The 20,613-nt window shown below is 66.8% G+C and carries 8 protein-coding genes; 2 read left to right on the forward strand and 6 right to left on the reverse strand.

Going from position 1 to position 20,613, the window contains the following annotated elements; all coding sequences use genetic code 11:
* Nucleotides 1-109: 109 nt before the first annotated feature.
* On the reverse strand, nucleotides 110-1,570 hold the full coding sequence (locus DEI84_RS14030) for a hypothetical protein (RefSeq protein WP_110891303.1): 1,461 nt from the start codon (nucleotides 1,568-1,570) through the stop codon (nucleotides 110-112).
* A complete protein-coding gene (locus tag DEI84_RS14035) occupies nucleotides 1,563-2,783 on the reverse strand; it encodes a hypothetical protein (protein WP_220032902.1) in 1,221 nt (406 codons plus the stop codon). The genes DEI84_RS14030 and DEI84_RS14035 overlap by 8 nt, the downstream gene beginning before the upstream one ends.
* Before the next feature lie 38 nt (nucleotides 2,784-2,821).
* Between DEI84_RS14035 and DEI84_RS14040 the strand changes: the two genes are divergently transcribed.
* Both DEI84_RS14040 and DEI84_RS14045 read left to right on the forward strand, forming a co-directional pair.
* Complete coding sequence (locus tag DEI84_RS14040; protein WP_110891305.1) at nucleotides 2,822-4,939, forward strand: AAA family ATPase; 2,118 nt, start codon at nucleotides 2,822-2,824, stop codon at nucleotides 4,937-4,939.
* 25 nt (nucleotides 4,940-4,964) lie between these two features.
* A complete protein-coding gene (locus DEI84_RS14045; RefSeq protein ID WP_181420473.1) occupies nucleotides 4,965-6,101 on the forward strand; it encodes an McrC family protein in 1,137 nt (378 codons plus the stop codon).
* Here DEI84_RS14045 and DEI84_RS14050 read toward each other — a convergent pair whose 3' ends face one another.
* From DEI84_RS14050 to DEI84_RS14065, 4 genes are read right to left on the reverse strand one after another with little or no spacing between them, the layout of a single operon-like run.
* A complete protein-coding gene (locus DEI84_RS14050) occupies nucleotides 6,102-7,280 on the reverse strand; it encodes a PD-(D/E)XK nuclease family protein (protein WP_110891326.1) in 1,179 nt (392 codons plus the stop codon).
* Between the two features lie 16 nt (nucleotides 7,281-7,296).
* A complete protein-coding gene (locus tag DEI84_RS14055; RefSeq protein WP_110891307.1) occupies nucleotides 7,297-9,531 on the reverse strand; it encodes a 3'-5' exonuclease in 2,235 nt (744 codons plus the stop codon).
* Nucleotide 9,532: 1 nt separating this feature from the next.
* The gene (locus DEI84_RS14060; RefSeq protein ID WP_110891308.1) at nucleotides 9,533-15,931 is read right to left on the reverse strand and encodes a DEAD/DEAH box helicase; all 6,399 of its coding nucleotides are present in this window, start codon (nucleotides 15,929-15,931) and stop codon (nucleotides 9,533-9,535) included.
* Nucleotides 15,928-20,610: an Eco57I restriction-modification methylase domain-containing protein gene (locus DEI84_RS14065; RefSeq protein ID WP_110891309.1), complete on the reverse strand. Its 4,683-nt coding sequence runs from the start codon at nucleotides 20,608-20,610 to the stop codon at nucleotides 15,928-15,930. Before DEI84_RS14065 ends, DEI84_RS14060 begins: the two co-directional genes overlap by 4 nt.
* Nucleotides 20,611-20,613 lie beyond the last annotated feature (3 nt).

Below are 20,613 nucleotides of genomic sequence, written 5' to 3' on the forward strand. Positions count from 1 at the left end.
GCCTGCGGTCCCCGGAACGGGCGGCGCTGACTCATCCTCGGGGGCGAGGGACGAACAGCGGGAGCACCACTTAGGGGGACGAGTGGTGCGTTCCTCTTGCGGTCCGGCTTCAGTCGACGAAGTACGACAGCGTCTTGTCTTCGGTGTCGAGGATCTGGTCGGCAGCGACGCCGACGTGAGCAGCGAGCGCGATCGAGCCCTGGAGCGCCAGCCCGAGGTCGGGGGAGAAAGCGAGGTCGAGCACCTCGATGTACCGAGCAGTACTGATACCGATGTGTTCGAGGAGCTGCTGGTGTTCGGCTGCGAGGTGCGCATCGAGCTGGATCTGCTCGTCGCGGAAGGCGCCGATCAACTCGGCCTCACGTCGGTCGAGCGAAGCGGCTGCGGCTCGGTACATGACCGATCCGATCGTGGTGCCGATCACCGCGCCCAACAACGGCACTGGGATGAGTACCTGCCCGACCAAGGCCGACAGAGCGCCGACGGCACTCTCGAGACAGACGTACTCCGCGTTCTCGAGGAACTGTGCCTCTGTGATCTCGCCACTGCGCAACTTGTGTGCCTGCTCGGCGACGCTGATGGCAGCGGTGACGACCGAACTCGCGACCGCGGCGGACGTCGGGATCATGTTGGTGATCGCATAGACCCCCGCGCCGCGGACGCCACCCTTCGCGGCTGCGAGACCGCTAAGTCCGCTGATCTCCTTCCAGTCGTCGGCGGTGAACTCCGCGAGTTTCGTGCCCTCACGGCGCTTGGCGACGACGGCGAGCACGAACGCACTGCCTCCCTCGATGGCTGCAGCCACCAGCGTGGCTTGCGCTCCCTCGCGGAGCGACGGGCCGCTCTCCGCTCGCGCCCGATCTCGGAGCTCGCGATCAGTCCGGCGGAGCGAGTCCTCTTCGGCCTCCAACGAGGCACCGTAAACCCCTCGCTGCACGTCCTTGTAGTCAAGCGTCGAGGCTTCGAGTGCGTCGACGTCGAGCTCGTTCGTCGCGAAGAACGCCTGAACACGCTTCCAGTCCCGGAACGACGGACTGTCCGCTGCGCCGGACACGAGCTTGCCTGCCTCCTCTCGGGGCATGGCATGCAGTGTCCGGATGACCTCGTAGTGGTCCGCCGGGATCTGGTAGCGACCCCCGTCCGCGACGAAGGACGGGTACCGCTCGAGGTGCTCGGCGATCGCTCCGAGTCCGAGACGGCCACCAGCGGCGACGAACTTCTGCTGGATCGCCTGACCTCCGCGGAGCAGGTCCACCGGCCCGTTGTCGTTGACCCACTTGTACGCGGCGTCCGCGCCGACCACGCGAGCGCGAGCGTTGCCGATGCCGACCTCCGCGACTTCAGCGATGAAGCCATGCATGCCCTTCGTGCCGCCGCGGTTCGTCGCGACGACCTCCAGATCGATCTTCTGCAACGCCTCGTCGATGTGTGCGAGGGCGTCCGACAGATTGACGTCCTGCTTGGTGAGTCGTTCGATCAAGGAGTCGAGGCGGACCTGGTTGAGGCGACCGACCCAGGCCGCGGTGGCCTGCTCCTGTATCGCGGACACCGGCTCACGCGTGTCAGACATCGGCGTCCTCGCCGATGACGCGTTCGCTGAGGAGGGCTGCGCATGCCATTGCTGTGTTGACGAGCGCTGCCAGCCGCGTCCGGTCGGCCGTCGACAGTTCGAGGAAGTCCTGCGCGAACAACGCCTGCGACTCCACGTAGCGGCTCCGGAGCAGTTCGCGCACGGAGACGGATCGCTCGAGCAGGTGCTCGATCCTGGCCCGCAGCCGCGCCACCGCCGCAGTGTTCTCCTTGACCGCAGTGAGGGCCTTGTGCCTCGCCTCGCGGTTGTCGTGCTTCTTCTTCGTGAACAGCACGACCGACGTCAGGAGCGCCGCGCCCGCGACCGTCCAACCGATCGGACCTGCAAGGGCGAGGAGCGCGCTGCCGGCAGCAGTCCCACCGCCGCCGATCGCCACTGCACCGCCGCCGAACCACGCGAGCGAGGCGCTCGACGCCGCAGCACCGGACAGAGTGGAGATTGCTGTACCGGTGGAGGCGGCACCGAAGGTCGTCGCGATCCACATGGCTGCCGTCGGCGCAAGACTGGCCACGGCCGCGCCGGCGGTCAGGCCAGCGCCAGCACCTGCAGCTGACGCTCGCGCAGCAGCGAGGTCCCGGCGCGCGAACTCCTCTGCGTCGAGGAACGCGGTTCGCTGGAGCTCGACGGCCTCGAAGGCAGTGGCGAAGTTCTTGGGGGTGTTCGCGATGCTGTTGATCAGCAGTTCCACGAGTTCCAGGATGTCCGACGACCGTTCCCGTTGACGGAGGAGCGAGAAGCCGGAGTCGTTCATCGCGGTGAACGCAGCGTTGTAGGCGACGATTGCGTGCTCGTAGGAGGCCTCGTCGTCATCGCGCGCGGCGAGCTCTCCGACGGCTCGGACCGTCTTGTCTTTCGCCTCGGATGCCCGGTCGACCAGCAGCGCCGAGGTGTCGCGCGCAGCTCTACTGACACTGCCGAAGGTCTTGGCGATGCCGTTCTTGACCGCCTCCGGGTTGAGCGGTTCCACCATTGACGTTCCTCCGTCGTGCTCGGCGAGTGGTGGGAAGCAAACTAGTCCGAACGAGCGACAGCCCACAGCCGGTTGTCCCATCCCTGGCCGATGGTCGGGGGTGTTCTGCTCGAGTCGCCCGGTTCCCAAGTAACGTGACCGATGGTCAAGGCGGAACCCGGCGCGGGGAAACGCTTCCCGGACCACCCGGACCACCCGGACCACCCGGACCACCCGGACCACCCGGACGGTCCGCTGGCCGCGAGACGCAGGAGAACAGCATGAGCCGTTCCGAGAACCGGATCAATCGGCTCCGAGAGGCCCTTCGTGTCCTCGACGAGCACGGTGGAATCGGAAGCCGCATCGACATTTGGGAAGCCGCTCGTGCCCGAGTGCCGCTGGAGGGTGTGGAGCTCGACGCGAACCAGAAGGGGAAGCCACAGGGCGAGTCCGACTTCTTCTGGGGGTCCGCCGGTATGGTGCAAGCCGGGTACCTGACGAAGCCCGTCCGCGGCGAGTGGCACCTCACGGATCAGGGCCGGCGTGCGTCGGGTGACGACGTTCCGTTCGAGCGCTTCCGCGACGAGCTCAACGAACGGCAACGCACCTTCCAGCGCACGCTCCGCGAAGACCGCCAGGCCCGCCTCCAGTCAGAGATCGTGCCGCCCGACGCGCGTGCAGAGACCGTCAGGACGACCGGCCAACTCTTCGTCGAACGTGGCCTCCGCATGATGGACTCGGTGTTCGCTCCGGGCCGTCAGGTCTGGCGTTCGGAGGTGGTCGCGGAGGTCGTCGCCCGGTTCATCGATCAACCGGACATCGCTGGGGACGACTTCGGCGCGAAGCTCGTCGGGCAGTTCGAGGGTGCCTCGGACGACGCGAAACTCCTGATGGCGGAACTGATCTGCTGGCAGGTCCTCCCACTTCAGAACCCAGGGGAACGCAAGAAGCGGCAACGGGTCACCCTCCTGCTCGAGACGATGACACACCCCGTCACGATCCCGTCCGAGATCGAAGACGCCTTCCGTGCCTGGTCCTTCAACCCTGGGACCGCGATGTCGGTCCAGCTCTTCCGAGCCATGTCGTTCGTCGTGAACTGCGTTGTCCACTGGGTTTCTTTGCCCGACGAGGACCGCAGTCATGCCCTCGACGACCCTTGGGCATGGCGCGACTTCGTCGACGCGTTGCCGGACAAGAGCTTCCCGACGCAACGGAATGAGTTGCTCTACCTCGTGCACCCCGGCGTCTTCGGAGAGGTCATCTCCGCCGATGCGCGGAGAGCGATCACCACGGCGTTCGTCGGGGAGATCGAGGGGCAAGCCGACGACGATCCCGACGCCGCATTCCAGCAGGTGACCATCGCCCTACAAGAGAAGGCGAACGGGCCCGCACTCTTCTACGTCGAGCCTCTACTCAGCCGATGGCAGCCGCTGGCACCCGCCAAGCAGCATGAGGAACACATCGTTCCGCCTGCGCCGATTCCTGCGCTGCGCTCGGACCCCCGCGATCCGTTCCCGTCCGTGACGTCGACGTTGGCCAGCCGATTGCACATGCCCGAGCTGTGGCTGCAAGAGACCCTCCATCTCGTCGAGCGCCGCAAGCAGGTCATCCTCTACGGACCTCCCGGCACGGGCAAGACGTTCCTCGCACAGGCGCTGTCGAAGCACGTGACGGACGGCACCGATGGCGAGACCACCATCGTGCAGTTCCACCCGACCTACTCGTACGAGGACTTCTTCGAGGGCTTCCGCCCAGTCGCCAACGACGACAGCGGCAACCTCGCCTTCACCCTCCGGAAGGGTCCGCTTCGCCGTCTCGCAGACGCCGCCGCCGCCAATCCCGAGGCGAACTACTTCCTCGTGATCGACGAGATCAACCGCGGCAACATCGCGAAGGTCTTCGGCGAGCTCTACTTCCTGCTCGAGTACCGCGACAGCGAGATCTCACTGCTCTACAGCGACGAGCCGTTCACCCTGCCGAGCAACATCTTCGTCATCGGCACGATGAACACCGCCGATCGTTCGATCGCGATGCTCGACGCCGCGATGCGGCGCCGCTTCGCGTTCATCGAGCTGCACCCGGAACGTGACCCCGTTCGTAACGTGCTGGCGGGCTGGGCGGCGACCAAAGGCCTCAAGGACGACCGCTCTGACCTCCTGATGCGACTGAACGCGCAAATTCAGGACCACGACGCCAAGGTGGGCCCGTCGTTCCTGATGCGCGATCTCGGCGGAACTGGCCTGCAGGACGTGTGGCGCTACGAGATCCTGCCGCTCCTCGCAGAGCACCACTACGGCGAAGGTGTCGATCTGGAGGCTCGGTACGGCCTGGCAACGCTGCGTCGCCAAGCCCCGTCCTCAACTGCCGACGGGGCCGAAGGTGCTTCCGTCGACGATTGAGCTCCGGGAGGCGGACCAGCCGGTGGTGCACCGGCTTCCGCGGGCGGTGGCCGTCGGTCTGGCGTCGGCGAACATCGCGACCGTCGCGCCGACACTCGGCGCAGATGAGTTCTGCGTGAGCGGCGTCCGGAAGGTCGGGGTGGTCCGCATCGCCGGGCACACAGTCTGGCTCAAGCCCAAGACGTCCGTTCGGCGGCTGTTCGCGATGCTCGGGTACGCGCGCGCCGGGAGTGCCATCTGGACCGAGGACGACTTCGGCTTCGAGGAGGACGAGGACCTCGTCCCGGCGTTGGCGCACGCATTCGTGCGGCAGGCCTCGCGGGCGCTCGCAGGAGGGCCGCTCCGCGGGTACGTGACGCGGGAGGACGCGCTACCGCTCGTGCGCGGACGGTGGCGGATCGGCGACCAGCTGACGCGGCGGGGTGGGCAGCCGCTGCCGGTCGAGGTGTCGTTCGACGACTACGTCGAGGACATCGCGGAGAACCAGGTGCTGCTGACCGCTGCTACTCGGCTCCTCCGGCTGCCCGGGGTGCCGGCCGACGCCCTCGGGGCGTTGCAGCGGATCGTCCGGGTGCTCGACGGGGTGTCCCTGATCCCGGTCGGTGCTCCGGTACCGGTCGTCCGGCCGGATCGGCGGAACCAGCGGTACTCGTCGGCGCTGGCGTTGGCCTCGCTCGTGCTGTCCGGGTCGTCGATCGAGCAGCGGGCCGGTTCGGTCGTCGCCTCCGGGTTCCTCGTCGACATGTGGTCGGTGTTCGAGGACTTCGTGTCGGTTGCGCTCCGCGAGGCGTTCAAGCCGTACGGGGGAGTGCTCGTGTCGCAGTACCAGTCGACGCTCGATGTCGAGGGGACGGTGAAGATCGCGCCGGACCTCGTGTGGGTGGTCGATGGCGAGGTGCGGGCGTGCATCGACGTGAAGTACAAGGTGGAGAAGCACGGGCAGTACCCGAACGCTGATCTGTACCAGATGGCGGCGTACTGCCGGAGGTTCGGGTTGTCACGGGGTCACCTCCTGTACGCGGCGGGCGAGGACGAGCCGCGTCGCGTCGCCGTCATCAACGGACCGGAAGTGCGACAACACGCGCTCGACCTCGATCAGTCAGTCGTTCACATCACCCGTCAGTTGTCGTCGGTGTTCGCGCGGAGAGTACAAGCTCGGTGATCAAGACAGGGTCGGATGATCACGGATGAGGGTGGCGACGACGTCGACCAGGCGTTGGTCGTCGTCGGCTAGCCCCGCGAGGACCTCTTCCAGGGTCACGTCCGTCTGCTCGATGCGGTCGATCCCCGCTCCTGCTTGCCGCGTGACGAACACCCTCGAGTAGTCGGGCTCGCTCACGGGCTCTGGGGCTCGTTCGTTCTCCGTCACGGCGGTCGGCCCGAACTCCAGGAAGATGTTCGGCTTACTTCTCGGTGTCACGAGTGTCGAACACCACTCCCACTGCCCTTGGAAGTTCGCCGACACGGAGTGGACCGTGTCAGCACCGAGGAGCTCGTTCACCCGGGGACGGACCACGCGCACCGCGTGCTGGCGCAAGGTGCGTTTCACCGAGCCGAGGGTGCTACGGCTGTCCTCGAACTGCCGCTGAGCGTGCAGGGCGATCTGCGCCGCGAAGTCCTCCGCGATTGACGCGACGGGGCGCCGCCCGTACCGAGCGGACTCGCCGGTCTCGCACATCGTCTTGATGAACTCCAACTGTTCCTGCAATGTCACCGCCTGCGGTCCCTCCACGAATTGATCGATGAGCTCGTCGATGAACACGTCCTGGCGGGGGTTCGCGCCACGCCACCTGCGATCAGCATCGAGGTGCGCCCGGAGGTCATCGAGTACCTCGGCGTAGGTGACGACGACGGCATCCTCCCAGCCCATCGACAGGCGATGGCGTTCCCGACGGGCGCAGAGCATGACGACGACGCTCCGTCGCCGGTTCGCGCTGCCGTAGGCAAGGTAGCTCGCATAGTCGTGCCCGTGGCCGTCCGATGACTCGAAGTTCTCGATCATTACCGCTGTGTCGTCGCGCAGCAGGACGATGTCGGCGATGTCCTTGCCGGGGTCGGCAGCGGTCGTCGTGTCGACCTCCTGAAGCACGCGGAACCCGGCGAGCGGCAGCTGCTCACCAGGAGACAGAGCCGAGTTGATGCGAGCAAGCAGGATGCGTTGAAACGCGTCCCCGAGGTGGTGCGTGGCGTCGACACTCAGGAGCCAGGCGAACACGTTCGACAACTGCTTCTCGTGTGTGCCGTGGTGCATCACCCGGAACACGTTGAACTGCTCGGCCAGGCTCCTCGACATGGTCGGTACGAGCGCTGTGACCATCTTCGTGAGGGCGACTTCATTCATCACGGCGAAGAGGTGCTCAGCGTGCAAGGAGCGGGGATGGCGCTCCTTGCCAGCTGACGACGAGCTCGTCGCGAGCACGGCTGGCGGCGACGTACAGCAGTGATCGTTCCCTGAGTTCGGCGTCGGCTCGCTCTTCGGGCGCAGCATGTTGCAGGGCCAGTTTGTTCGGGACGACACCCTCGGAAACGTCGAACAGGACGACCCGGGAGAACTCGAGGCCCTTGGCGCTGTGCATCGTCATCACCCGGACCTTGCCGCGTGCGGACTTCTCCGTCGCGGGCACATCGCGGGTGGCGAGCTGCTGGACCACTGTCTCTGTCGCGCTCTTCGTCCGGACGAGCACGGCGATCGACTCCACATCGCCCGACCCAGCTGTCCAGCCCTCGAGCTGTTGCGCCAGCGCGTCGTACTGCGCCGAGGGCGTCTGGTGTCCGCGGACCCGCACGTCGGGCCCGAGCCGCGCGGATCGATACCCCTGCTCCTCCTGCGGGCTTCCCTCGCTGTCCGTGAAGTCGCCGCCTTCGAGCACGCCGAGTGCGTATCGCAGGTTCTGTTGCGTCGTCCGGTAGTTGAGGGTGAGGCGCCGCGACCTGCCCACGATCTTGATGCCGAGACGTGACAGCACGACCCGCTGCCCGTAGATGCGCTGGTGCGAGTCCTCGGCGACGAACAGGTCGTTGCCGTGCTCGCCGACGAGCGCGCGGAGCATCGTCCAGTGGCTCGGGGTCAGGTCCTGCGCTTCATCGACGAGGACGTGGTCTGCGGGGCGCTTTTCGGGGTGAGCGTCGAGGTACGCGGCCGCGACTGACGACAGCTCCGCCCAGGCGAGCCGACGGTGGGTGCGTGCGTTGCGCCGGAACTGCTCGACGACGGACCACACCTGTGCGCGCTTCGCCCGGTCGAGTGCCACCCCACGGCCGGGACGTCGTGCGGCGAAGTAGGCCGCCCGTGAGGTCACACCGTTCGGCAGGACGACCTGGAGGTACTCACTCTCCAGGAAAGCGGGTGACCGCAGCTCACCGGGAAGGTCGGGCTTGGCGTCGAACACTGCCTCGTCCCAGCCAGTGCCGTTCGAGACCAGGGAAGTGGAACGCTCGGCATCCCAACCGATGGCGTCGATCGATGCCTGTTCCCAGCCGGCCGGATCTGCGGCGTCCCGAACGGCGTGCGCGAGCTGGTCGATTCCCGCGGTGAGGATGCCGCTTTCGCCGAGCTGCGCTGCACGAGGGAGCTGAGGATTGAGACGTCGGAGGTCTCGGTCGAGCATCCCGGCGAGGGTCCTGGTGAACGTCGTGAGGACGATCCGCGCGTTCGTGTCCCCGGCGAGTTCTCGAGCTCGGTGCAGCAGGACCACCGTCTTCCCTGTCCCGGCGCCTCCGGTCAAGCGGAACGGCCCCTTGTAGACGCGCGTTGCGTAGGCACGTTGTTCGGGGTGCAGGAACACCCGCCACGCTCCGAAGTCGCCACCCTCGATGACGCGGCGGAGTTCTTCGTCGTCATCGACGAACGTGAACTGCATCTGCGACGCGGGTCGCTTGAGCGATTCGAGGAGTTGCGAAGCCTCGGCTTCCTCCACCGTGACGCTGGGTGCCACTTCCGCGGGATGCTCGTCCGCCGACTGAACAGTGGCCTCGGGCTCATCGCCGCCGAGTCCGAGTGAGGTCTTGATCCCCTCGATCGAGTCACCGACCGCGAGACCGAGCGCCGCGTTCTGCTGCCACTGGTTCGGCAACGACTCCGCGAAGGCCATGAGTTCGTCCTCGGCGGCGAACGCGAGGAGTCGTTCGGCTGTCTCGAGGTCGAATCCGAGCGAGCTCGTCAGTTCTTCAGCCGTGTACCCGAACTGGTCGAGGAACGGCTTCTGTGACGTCGGCGGCTGAGGAACCCACTGGGCCGCCTGGGCAGCCGGTGCCGCCGGCGCAGGCGCTGCGATCAGTTCCGTCACCCCGTTGACCGGGTTGACCCGGAGTACCTGCGACTTCGCGATCTTGATGGCTTCGTCGTGCTCGTACACACCCGCGCAGACGTAGGTCGTCGGCCCGGACGGCACCTCGATCTTGTAGAGCACCGCCCGCAGCCCCTGGTCGACACGGCCGGTGCGGGCGCGCGCGTCAGCAGCGTTGACCATCGGCTCGATGTGCAAGCCGGGCAGGGCGTCGTCCGCCTGCAGTTTGGCCATGAAGGCGAACAGCTTGAGCTGTTCGACCTTCTCGAGCTTCTGCTGCATGTTCGCCATGACGAGCAGCGGCATGTCAGGAGTCCTTCCGGTTGCGCGGGATTCGGAGGAGAGCAGGGTCGTCCGACGGCGAGACGAGCGACCAGCCGTCGCCGAGGAGTTCGACCCGGTCTGCTTCGCTCAACAGTGCATCGAGCGCGATGCGTTCCTCTGGCCACGCGATCGGGACGGGGACGCCGCTGCTCGTCTCGTGGCCGAGGACGGGAACGACGACGCCGACTTCCACGAGCTGTCGGAGGATCGACGCCTCTCCTGGTTCGGCCAACGCGATCAGCTTCTGCCACTCCGCCGTGAGATCCGCGCGGGACTCCTCGCGTACCGGCACCGTCGGAATAACGGCGAAGCCAGCGCTGGAGCTGGCCGTCGTGATGGTCACTGGGTGGACCAAGCGGGCTCCGAGCAGGTTCGACAATCTGAGCCAGCGCTGCCAAGCTTCCCGGAAACCTGGTGCGGTCAGCGCTTCTGCGCTGTCGTCGAGCACGAGCGCTGTCTCAGGCGGCGTCGCTCCCTGCACGCCGACCGGACGGCGCGCGAGCATCGCGAGGTGTGCGGACCGGAGCGCCCAGGACGTCGGACCAGCCGTGACCGGTCTGCTGCTGGCGAGAGCGAGTGTGATCGCCTGCTCGACGATCGACCCGCTCTCGGCGACCATCTTGCCCCTGGGGATCGCGAGCATCGGGAGCGCATCGGCGAGACGCTCGGTCCGTGCTGCAGCATCCTCAGGGCTCTGGATCCATCCCATCAGGGTCGTGACCGGGTTCTCGTCGAGCATCTTGATGTCCGCCGGGGTCAGCTGGAACGGCCCGGCGAACTTCAAGGACATCGACGGGTCGTAGATGTCCAGATCGGGTTCCGCTTCGCCGTCCCGCAGGCGGCGCAGGTCATCCCACGTCAGAGCGACCACGCGGTAGCCGAGATCACGCAGGCCCTGGCGCTTCGTCGCGTCGTCCGCGAGTCGCAGGTTCGCCGGCGACGCGTGGTACGCGAAACCGTCCGTGTAGATCGCTATCGGAGGGACGTGAGCCCCCGATGTCTCGAGCACGAAGTCCGGCCGGGTGCCGCCGACGAGCTGTTGTGGCCGTAACGACCACGTCCGGTGCTGCCCAGGAAGCGTGACCTGGATCGTCGACCCCCACTCGCCCGGGATCTCCTTGAGGCTGGCGCCGAGCGCTGTCACGCGCTCCTTGAACACCTTCCGGAACCACTGCTCGAGGTGCGACTCCGGGTCTTGGACACCCGGGTCGACCTCGGTCGTCGACCAGTCCGACGCGCTCCCATCGCGGTACTGCAGCAGCACCTGGAGGTTGTGGAGTGCGCTGGTGCGCGACACGCCTCCCACATCGCCCCCGGGGGCGAACGGCAGCAGACACTTGTCGCACGCCGCTCGGACCGGGTCGCTGGCGCAGTCGCACCGCTCCAGGGCTGCGAGGGCTTGTTCGAACACCTCGCGGATTCGCGCCGGGTCTGCAAGGTCGGCGAGGTAACCGGTCCCACCGGGCACGGTGTCGTGGATCAGCAGCGCGAGGTTGTTCACGTCCTCACCCGACACGGGCTCGACGACGGTCGCGAGCTGGAGGTGGTCGGGGTCGCCGCCGATGACTTCACGCAGACCGAGCTGGACCGCGGCGGACAGACTCGGCATCGACAGGGCGTCGCCGACCGTCATCGACGGCGGGACCCGCAGCACGATGGCCTGTGTCGTGAGCGTCCGCGTGAGGGCGATCGTGTCGGTGTGCTCAGCCCGGTCCTTGCGGTACCGACACCACACTCGGTGCTCCCACGCATTGTTCGTGTCACCTTCGCGGTCGAGCTTCCCGCAGCCCTTGCAGACACGGAAGAGCGGTGCCGCGTGTTCCGACCCGGCAACGAACCGTGTCGCCCCGAGACCCGCGCGACCGAGGTTCACCCAGCGCAGCGTCATCGAGCGCGCGAACTTGCATCCGAACCCGACCTTGTCGACGTACCACTGTGCAGAGACATCTGCATCGTCCAGGTCCGCGGCCAGCTGGACAGTGAAGCGTGTGCGTTCGCGCTCCTCGTTCGAGTCGCTGATGCTCGATTCGTCGCGTCTGACCTCGGCGGAGACGTGTTCGATCTCGATGACGCGGAGTCGTTGGTCGACGTCTGCGATGGCGGTGTTCGAACACCTCGGGCACGCCGCGACGGCGCCCTCCTCCAGATCACGCGCGAAGCCGCACTCAGGGCAGAACGCCATGGTCCTGACCCGTTCGCCGTCAGTGCCGAGATCAACGGCATCGATCGTCACGTCAAGGCCCTGCGCGTAGAAGTGTGCGCCTGGTGCGAACTCACTGATCGCGCGGCTGCGCCCTCGCTCGTAGCTCCGTTGTTCCTCGGCAAACTCGCCGGACTCGGGATCGACCCAGGTCAGCCCGACATCGAGTTGCACGCGGTCGTCGAGCAGCGTGTAGTTCGGGAGTACGCCGTACCGTTCGAGAGCCGCGACCCAGAACTCGGTCCGTCGTTGCCCGGCCTGCTTCTTCGCCAGGCGAAGCGACGCTCGAGCCGCGTTGTGCGCGGACACGTCCTCGCTCTCCTTGGTCAGTTCGGCCAGGCGCTTGAGTTCGGGCAGCGACTCCTCGATCGCCTTCGTCCGGATCCGAATCCGCTCGAGCTCCTGGTTCCAGTGCAGGCTCGCGTCGAGCAGCGTCCGCGCCAGCTGACTCGACCGGACTGCTGTGCCTACCGGACGAGCCCAGTCGGACAACCCGCCGACCACGTCCTCGCTCAAGGAGTCGAACGCTCCGGTGAATCGCGCGAGGTGCTCGTCCGCGCGTTGCTCCGCACGGGTGATGACCAGGTCGAGGAACGAACCGGGGTCCGAACCCTCGAGGACCGTCGGCGCGTACTGCACCTCCGGCAGTGCGCCACCTTCAGCGAGCTGATCGATGACGAAGGCGGTGTACTGGCGCTGCAGGATCTCGATCGCGTTCAAGTACGTCGCAGGTGGACGGACGGCTCCGTTGATCACGGAGGACGGATCACCGATCTTCGGTAGCTGGTCACCCCGTCCGAGCACGAACGCGAGGATGAGGGCGTTCCCGGTCAGTCGCCCGGCCCGCCCCACGCGCTGGAGGTACGACGACACCGTCCGGGGGAGTCCGGCCAGGAAGACGGTCGACAGGTCACCGATGTCGATGCCCATCTCGAGGGTCGGCGTCGCGACGAGGACGTTCGGCGCGTCGGGCTTCACTCCGCTGTTCTTGAACTGGGTCTCGTAGTCGAGCCGGAGCTTGTCCTCGAGCAGGCTCGTGTGCTCGCGAGCGACGACGCGACGCATCTGGCCGTTGTCGTACTGGTCTCGGTAGAAGTTCTCCGGCTTCGCATCCTTGCGCAGGAGCGTCCCCGGGCACCGCGCCATGGTGCACGGCCCGCCAGCGAGCTGGTCCACGGTGGTGGGAGCGGACGGTGTCTCGGTCTCGCAGGTGTCGCAGACGAGCGTCTGGCCGACGCCGGATCCGACGACCGGAGCGATGATGACGCTGCTCGGCGCCAGTCCGTAGGCACGGGTGTCCCCACCCGCGATCGGCCGCGACGTCACGATCCCCTCGCGGTCGAGCGCCTCGAAGAGCCGACGCGCGAGCTTCTCGCCCGCCGACGGCACGACTCCGAGGCATCGAGCCGTCCACCGTGCGTACCAGCTCTGCGAGGACGTGACCGTGTCGAGTGCTGACTCACGCGCGCCGGTCGTCTTCTTGCCCACCCGCGCGAACGCGGGCGCTTCGCGGCCCTTCGGGAAGGCGGGCATGCCCTCTTGTCGCGGCCGGCCGCCCCAGACCCAGTGGCGGTTACCGTCGTTCTCGACGTACTTGTCCAGCCAGGGGTGGTTGATCGCGCCGCGCTCACGCAGCCGTTCGAGGGTGCCGCGCACCCAGCGGACGACCGATACGGCGTCGAGGAGACCATCACGGGTGTCGTCGAGCGACCAGGCGACTTCGAGACCTTCGACGGCGGCGCGACCCACTGCCTCCAGGCGGGTTGCCGGCCCTGCCTCGACGTGCGCGGCCAGACTGCCGGTCTCCTCGAGGGTGCGCCCGACTCGCGACTCGAGCCCGAACTCGAGCGCGAGGTCGAAGGCGAGTCGCCGCTGCACGCGTTTCTTGACGACCGCCGACACGGCCTTGTCCGTGTCCCAGAACCCGCGGAAGCCGTTCCGCTCGGCGAGGTCAGGAGGGAGGAGCCGGTACCGCTCGCTCGGCGTATGCGCGGCGGCCATCATCGCCGCGGGGATGTCATCGAGCGTCGTCTCTTCCGCGACGGCCTGTCGGACGGCGTTCCGCAGGTTAAAGACCCGAGCCCGGCTCTGGATGAAGCCGGCCCGATGCGCGGCGTCCTGCACGCTGTCGGTGAAGACCAGCGCCTTCTTCTCCCCAACGTCGAGGTGCCGGTCGCCGAACAGGGTCGTGACGACGGTGGACAGCTGCGTGGCGATCGCTGACCCCAGGAACCGGATGCCGTTCGTCTTGCCGCAGTTGGGGCAGACGTCATCGCGGGACTCGTCGTCCGCGTCGTTGCCCGTCAGCGTCAGGACCGGTACTGCGACGCCCTCGTCGTCAGCGTTCGGGCGCTCGCTCGTGAGCTGTCGGTCTGCCACGCGGAACCACCACGGGCCGGTGGTCAGCCCGTCGTCGTCGGCCTCGCCGGAGAGGGCGAGTTCTCCTTCACGGGGCGCGTGGATGAGTGCGCGGAACCGGCTCTTCGACTGCTTGGTGGCGTGGTTCCGGCGGATGTTCGCATCGGTCTGCGCCAGGTCCCAGCCGGTCGGGGCCAGCTCGACGCCCCAGCCACTGCGACCGCAGTGCCGGCAGTACAGGGCAGGGAGGGCCGGCGCGATCTCTGCTGCGGCGGGCCCGACGCCGGCATCGGTGCGCAGATCTCCGTCGTCAGCCCACCGGAACTCGGGTAGCGCTTGGGCCGCCCGGTCGACGCGCGTGAGCGAGCGGATCCAGAGGTGCACGTCGACCGACACGGACCGGCGGCCGAACTCCTTGCGGAGGTGGCTGAGCGCGGCGAGCACCATCACGATGGTGGTTCGGCGAGCGTCGGCACGCTCCGCGGGCCGCTCGCCTGCGACGAGTTCGTCGGGGAACAGCGTCCGCGCGAGTTCGGCGAGGGAAGTCGCCTGCTCGCTCGCGGTCACGAGCGCCCGGACGAAGGGATGAGCCAGCATGAGCGCGAACTCGAGCTCGAGCCGATCCGCGTCGTCGGTTGCCGAAGCAAGCGCAGCTGCGAAGCGCTCCTGACCGTCCTCGTCCTCCATCGCGACGTAGAACAACTCGAGCACCGCGGCTGTGATCTCCTCCGGGCTGCGGCGCTGCCAACCGAGCTGCTCCTGGAGATGGGCGGCTCGTGCATCGATCACCGGCACCGGAGCCATGCGCAGCTGCTCGACCGCCTCGACGGACTCACGAGCCCACTCGTCCACGGTCAGTCGCGTCTCGGTGACGACGCTCGACGCGTCGAACCCGCCGCCGAAGACCGTGTTCGCGAACGCGATCATCGCGCTCGGGTCGCTGCCGTCACCGAGCGTCGCCGACGTCGCAACCGGCGTCACGACCCCAAGCGGACGCTGGCGCGCCGCTGCGTCAAAGGCGTCTTCCGCCCAGCGCCCCTTGAGCGCGAGACCGAGGCGCCGCAACAGCATGGCGACATCCGTCCCCTGCGCGCCGTCGTACGTGTGGAACTCGTCCAGGACCAGGTACTGGAGGCTCGTGGCGCTCTGGTCCCACAGGGCCGCGTCCGACGGACGCAGCAGGAGCTGGTCCAACATCTTGTAGTTGGTGAGCAGGATATCCGGCGCCTGCTCGCGCATGGCGGGACGGGAGGTGATCAGCCCGTCCTTCGTCACGGCCGAGCGCTGCGGGCCTTCCTCGCCGACGTAGAGCGCCGCTCGGATGCCGCCGAGCGCAGGGTCGGTCATGATCAGGTCGGTGATGCGTCGAGCCTGGTCGTTTGCCAAAGCGTTCATCGGGTAGAGGATGAGCGCCTTTATCCCCTCGACGCCCTGCCGCTTCGCGCGCAGGACGTGATCGAGGATCGGATAGAGAAATGCCTCGGTCTTCCCCGACCCGGTCCCGGTCGTGACGAGCGTCGGCTGCGGACCGTCGTGCTCGGGCGTCTGCAAGCTCGAGAGCCGCGCGATCGCTCCCGCCTGGTGCCCGTACGGTGCGTTTGGGGGCGTCCACTCGAGGGCCGTCTCCCAGCCGGGGTCCGCTGCGCGGAACGGCAGACGTAGCCGAACGTACGGCCCGCGAAAGATCCCGTCCTCCGGGTCCTGCAGGAACTGCTGCAACGTCGTCTGCGCGTCGGGCTCGGACAGAGCAAAGGTCGTCGTCAAGAAGTCGACGAGCCCCTTCGTGATCTCGCCGGCCTGTACGGAGGGGAGGAGCTCGCTCATGCTTCGTCCTTCAGCAGCTTCTCGAAGTGGGCGTACGCCTGGCGCATGTCGGCCTCGCGGTCGAGCGTTCGGAACGGCAGCTCGTACGTGTAGGTGTTGCCGGACGCGTTCGTCGCGGTCCGTTCTTCCCCACTGATCGCATCTTGCTTCTGCCGCCACACCTTGAGCACTTCGATGGGCACGAGCCTGCCATTCGCGTCGTAAAAGTACACGTTTCGGTCGTAGCCATACAGCACAGCGAATTGTGTGCGATACACGCTACAAAGTTCGTCCGCGGTCGTCCCAAAAGCGAGGGCGACAATGGCGTCAATCTCTACAAGTGCTTGACGTCGATCCAACGCGCGCCGAAGGGGCACTGACGGATCCCACTCAGCACTCGGGCCCTCGGTCTGCTGCGCCATTTCACCAAGATTGATGTCGCTATCGCTCTCGACGCGATGCGTCTCGAAAGCGCATGCCCAAAGGTCTCTGAAGGCCCTGGTCTGACAGACGAGACGGCCAACACGCAGATTGATAGCCGAAGCCAATACCGGATTGGAGACGAAGGGTAATCTCGCTACTGTTCCTGCACGGATAGTCGACTTAGGGGCAACTCGGATACAGAAGTCAGCGAGGAGAGACATCATTGTGCCGGCGACGGTCAAAAGGCGGGCTGGGTCCCCGGCCGGTGTGCCAGCCGAAAAGAGTCCATCCACATGCGTAGCTCCTGGCGGCATGACCGTCGGGATCAGTGTCCGTTCGCCGGTATTTGCGGCCATGGTGCGCCAGACGACACGATAAAAGTCCCTGGCCGGACGCTTCTCGACGCCCCATTGTGTATATGCGGCATCGTACGCGGCGCGGTTGCCGGCTGGCTTGTATGTGGTAATTGGTATCGCGTCGGGGGTGAGCGTCTCGAGGTCGACCGGTGACCAGTCCTTGTTGCTCGACATACTTTCGTTCGGCCTCTTGTAGAACGGGTTACCGACGAAGATGTGCGGGCCCTGGAGGATGGCGTCGTCCCACGTCGCAACAGGCCCCCATGCCTTCCTGAAGAAGCCGCGTTTGAAGTCGGTCGTTTCATTCCATCCGGCGGAATACTCGAGTTTGAGGTCGCCAATGCGTATGATCTTTGAAAGTTTGTCGAGCACTGCGGCAGTTGAGTGGTTGACCGCGTAGACCATCCGGGACCGGCGGACTGGAACCGACTCGTCCTCGAGGACCGCGTGCCACGTAGCGAGCGTCTCCTCGGTGACGGTGACGATCCTGGACTTGTGCGGCCGGAGGTCCCAGTTGCCTTCACGGTCCTTCAGGCCGGGTTCCTCCCCCTCTCCTGTATGGCGGAGCGATCCGATCACGGTCTGAGGATGATAAAGGTTCGTCGCTTGAGAGAAGTTCACTTCGCCGACACTCGAGTACACGTGCGTGCCGTAGGTAACCAGATTGTGGATTTCGAACAGTCGGAGTTCGTTGACGAACTGCCAATGGCGCCGCAAGCGGGGGTACGTAGCGGCTCGCAGAGGGCCGGCCTTTTCGTCCGTAAAGTGCGATTCCGGATGGATGAGCCCGATCGTTCCAGAACGGCTGCTGTGGTCCCACGTCCGTGCCATGAAGCAGCGGTATAGGTCTGGTCTCAGTCCGTCGAGCAGAGGGTATTCCGTGCACGCCGACACCGCGGACCTCGTCGCCACGACTGCCGTCAGGCTATCCAAAAATTCAGCTTTGAAGCTGGCATCGTTGAGCGCTTCGGATTTCCGCCGTTCTGCCTCGGCTGTGGGTGGTTTCGGGATGAGCGCCCACCAGGCATCGGCCTCCGCGAGCATGGCATCCTCATCCCAATCCGGCCTCACCCATGGAGGATTGCCCACCTGCAAGTCGAAGCCGCCGCGCTCGAACACGCTCGCGAAGTCGAGTTCCCAATGGAAGAAGCCCTGCTGCTCCGCCACGCGCTGCGTCGCCGCAAGCCATGGGTGCTCCCGCAGAACGCCTGTCACCTCGCTGGCGCTCGCAAAGTCGAGGTCGTCGCGCTCCTCGTCGTTGAGTGCCTGCCAGCCCGATTGCGCGGAGCCGAGCGTGACCTGACCGTGCGACATCGCGGTGGTCTTTGCGACCGTCTGTTCTCCAAGGAGCTCGCGAAGCGTAGCGATCCACTCGTCGATCGTCGGCGGTGCTGCGCCATCCGTGAGTGTGTTCGTGAGCGGCCAGAACCACATCGCGCACCACGCATCCATCACGAGGCGAAGTCGCTGGTAGGCACCATCCGGGTCGTCGAGGGTCCGCTCGATCTCCTCGCGCAAGACGACGGGCTTCCGCTCCGAATTCGGCCGATCGCGGCCCCACAGCGGGATGTCGCGTCGGATCTCCTGCTCGGCGATGGTCAGTCGACGTCGTGCGAGGTTCCACAGCGTCTCAACGCGGTAGGCGAGTGCGATGAGCTGATCGATCTGCTTCGAGGTCGGCTTCGCCAGGATACCCCGTCGCCACGTCTTCAACGCAGCCAGCGCTTCCGGCGCGAGTTCCTTCGCCTCCTTCGCGTCGACGGCGCTGCCCCAGCCCTCAGCGGGCAGGAGGAAGTGGTGCACGGTGCCGGCCGTCGACGCGCGGAGCTGGCCTTCGCCAAGTTCCGTCTCGTTGAGGAGCGGAACGTCCCGTGGCACCTGCTTGAGCCAGGCCTTGCTCGAGATCGACGACCGGTCGTAGACGGCGCGGCGAGCACCGATGAGCGAGTTCCCGCGGCGGAGGTGGAGGCCGAACCAGGGAGCCTCGAGCCCCTCCGACATGGTGTCGAGCCACAGCGTGATCTCCGCGAACTCGACGGCGGTCGCGTTGAGGTCAACGCCGTACACCTGGTGGAGCGCGATCGCGGCCTTGATCTTCTGCAGCTGTCGTGGCCGGTCGTCCGGGTCGACGCGCTCGCCGAGCTCCTCCTCTCGGCGCTTCAGGTACTGCTCAGCGAGCTGGCGGACAGCCTCGATCGCGAACGCTCCCGAGCCGAGCGCGGGTTCGCAGACCGTCAGCGAGAGGATTTCCTCCGCGCTCGTCCGCTGGCCATCCTGGTCGAGCAGCTCCTCGAGCGCCTGAGACACCGTGAACTGCGTCAGCACCTCCGGCGTGTAGTACGACGCCGACTGCTGGCGCTCGCGACCGGCGAGCCGGTAGACAAAGGAGCCAGCAGGGTGACGCACGCGCTTCGGCTGGCCAGTGTCCGGGTCCTCGCGCATCACGAAGTCATGCGACTCGATACCGCTCTCACGCCCGACGGGGACGACCCACGAGCCCTTCGACGGGTCGCCGTTCGGCGCGACCTCGAACAGGTCTTCCTCGGCGAAGAACCCAGTGTAGGACATCAGTCCCTCGTAGACCGCACCGAGCTGGTTGATTCCGAGATCGGCGTAGCTGATGTAGCCCCGGTCCCTGCCCTTCGTCTCCTTGCTCAGGAGCAGTCGGCGCAGCACCTGCTGCAGGTTCCGATCGCTGAGACCGACCTCGCCGATCAGGGCGATCGCCTCCGGCTTGAACAGGTCTGCTCGCAGGCTCTCGAACTGGAGGCCCGGCTCGGCTCCGTCGTCATCTCTTGCTTCGGGCGCGTGGCCGCGGTCCACGAGGCGGAACAGCACGTCGAGTGACTGGTACAGGTGCGTCGCACGCTCGCCCTGCGGGCTCTCGATCACGACGAGCGCGAGCTCCCGGAGACGGTCGAGGCTGTAGCCGTTCTCGTACTCCGGCGCGTTCACCGGCAGGACGCCGAGCTGGGGCGAGGCCTCGGCGTAGAGGAGGAACAGGATCCGGTAGAGGAACCGCAGCGACTGCTTCGCCAGCGGCTGGGCCTGGTCCTTCGGCAGGGGTTCGAGCCCCCGTTCCCGGCGGCGCTCCACCACGTCGTTCGCGATGATCTCGATCGACTCGCGGACACCCTCACGGAGGTCCTCGGAGACGCCGACGGTGTGCTTGACCGCGTCTTCGAGCGTCACGGTCCACCACACGTCACCGTCACCGTCGGGGGCGAGCGATGCGGCTTCCACGCAGGTCAAGACACGGTCGATCTCGCCACCGCGCTTGGCGTCGTTGCGCTCGCACACGAGCTGCAGGTCGAGCGCGAGGTACCGACCCTCGTACCACCGGTCGCGTTCTGCGACCAGGAGCCACCGACCAGCTAAGACGAGCGCGAACTTCGCGGTCCCCTCGAACACGACCGACAGTGCACGGACGACCGAGGTCAGCGGCTTCGGATCGTCGTCGTTCGGCGTCCAGCTCGACAGCAGCGTGTCGCCGTCCTTGGCGAGCAGGTCCTCCAGCTGCGCGACCGGCTTGGCGTCGATGAGCGCCAGCGGTGCGGCGTCCTCCAGACCGTGGATGGCCACGTAACGGACCGGACCCGTCTCGTCGAGGTGGAACACGCCCTGGACGTACCCGAGGACGGACCGCAGCTGCGTCGACAGCGCGTGGAGGGCCTCCCGGCCGTCAGCGCCGTCGTCGACGCTCTCCGGGTTCACGACCGCGAGCAGCCCCATCAGCTCGGCGCGCTTCGCTGTGAAGCGAGCGCGTGTCGACGGGCCGCCAGCCGCGTCCTCGGCGTCCCAGGCCGCCCGTCGCTCGAGCACACGGCTCTGGAAGGACTGCGACTTCGCGTCGGTGGTGAGGTAGTGCTCGCTGATCCAGTCTTCGCCGACGACGATCGCTTCCGAGGTGAGGGTTCCCACGGG

Source organism: Curtobacterium sp. MCBD17_023 (assembly GCF_003224415.1).
Taxonomy (GTDB): domain Bacteria; phylum Actinomycetota; class Actinomycetes; order Actinomycetales; family Microbacteriaceae; genus Curtobacterium.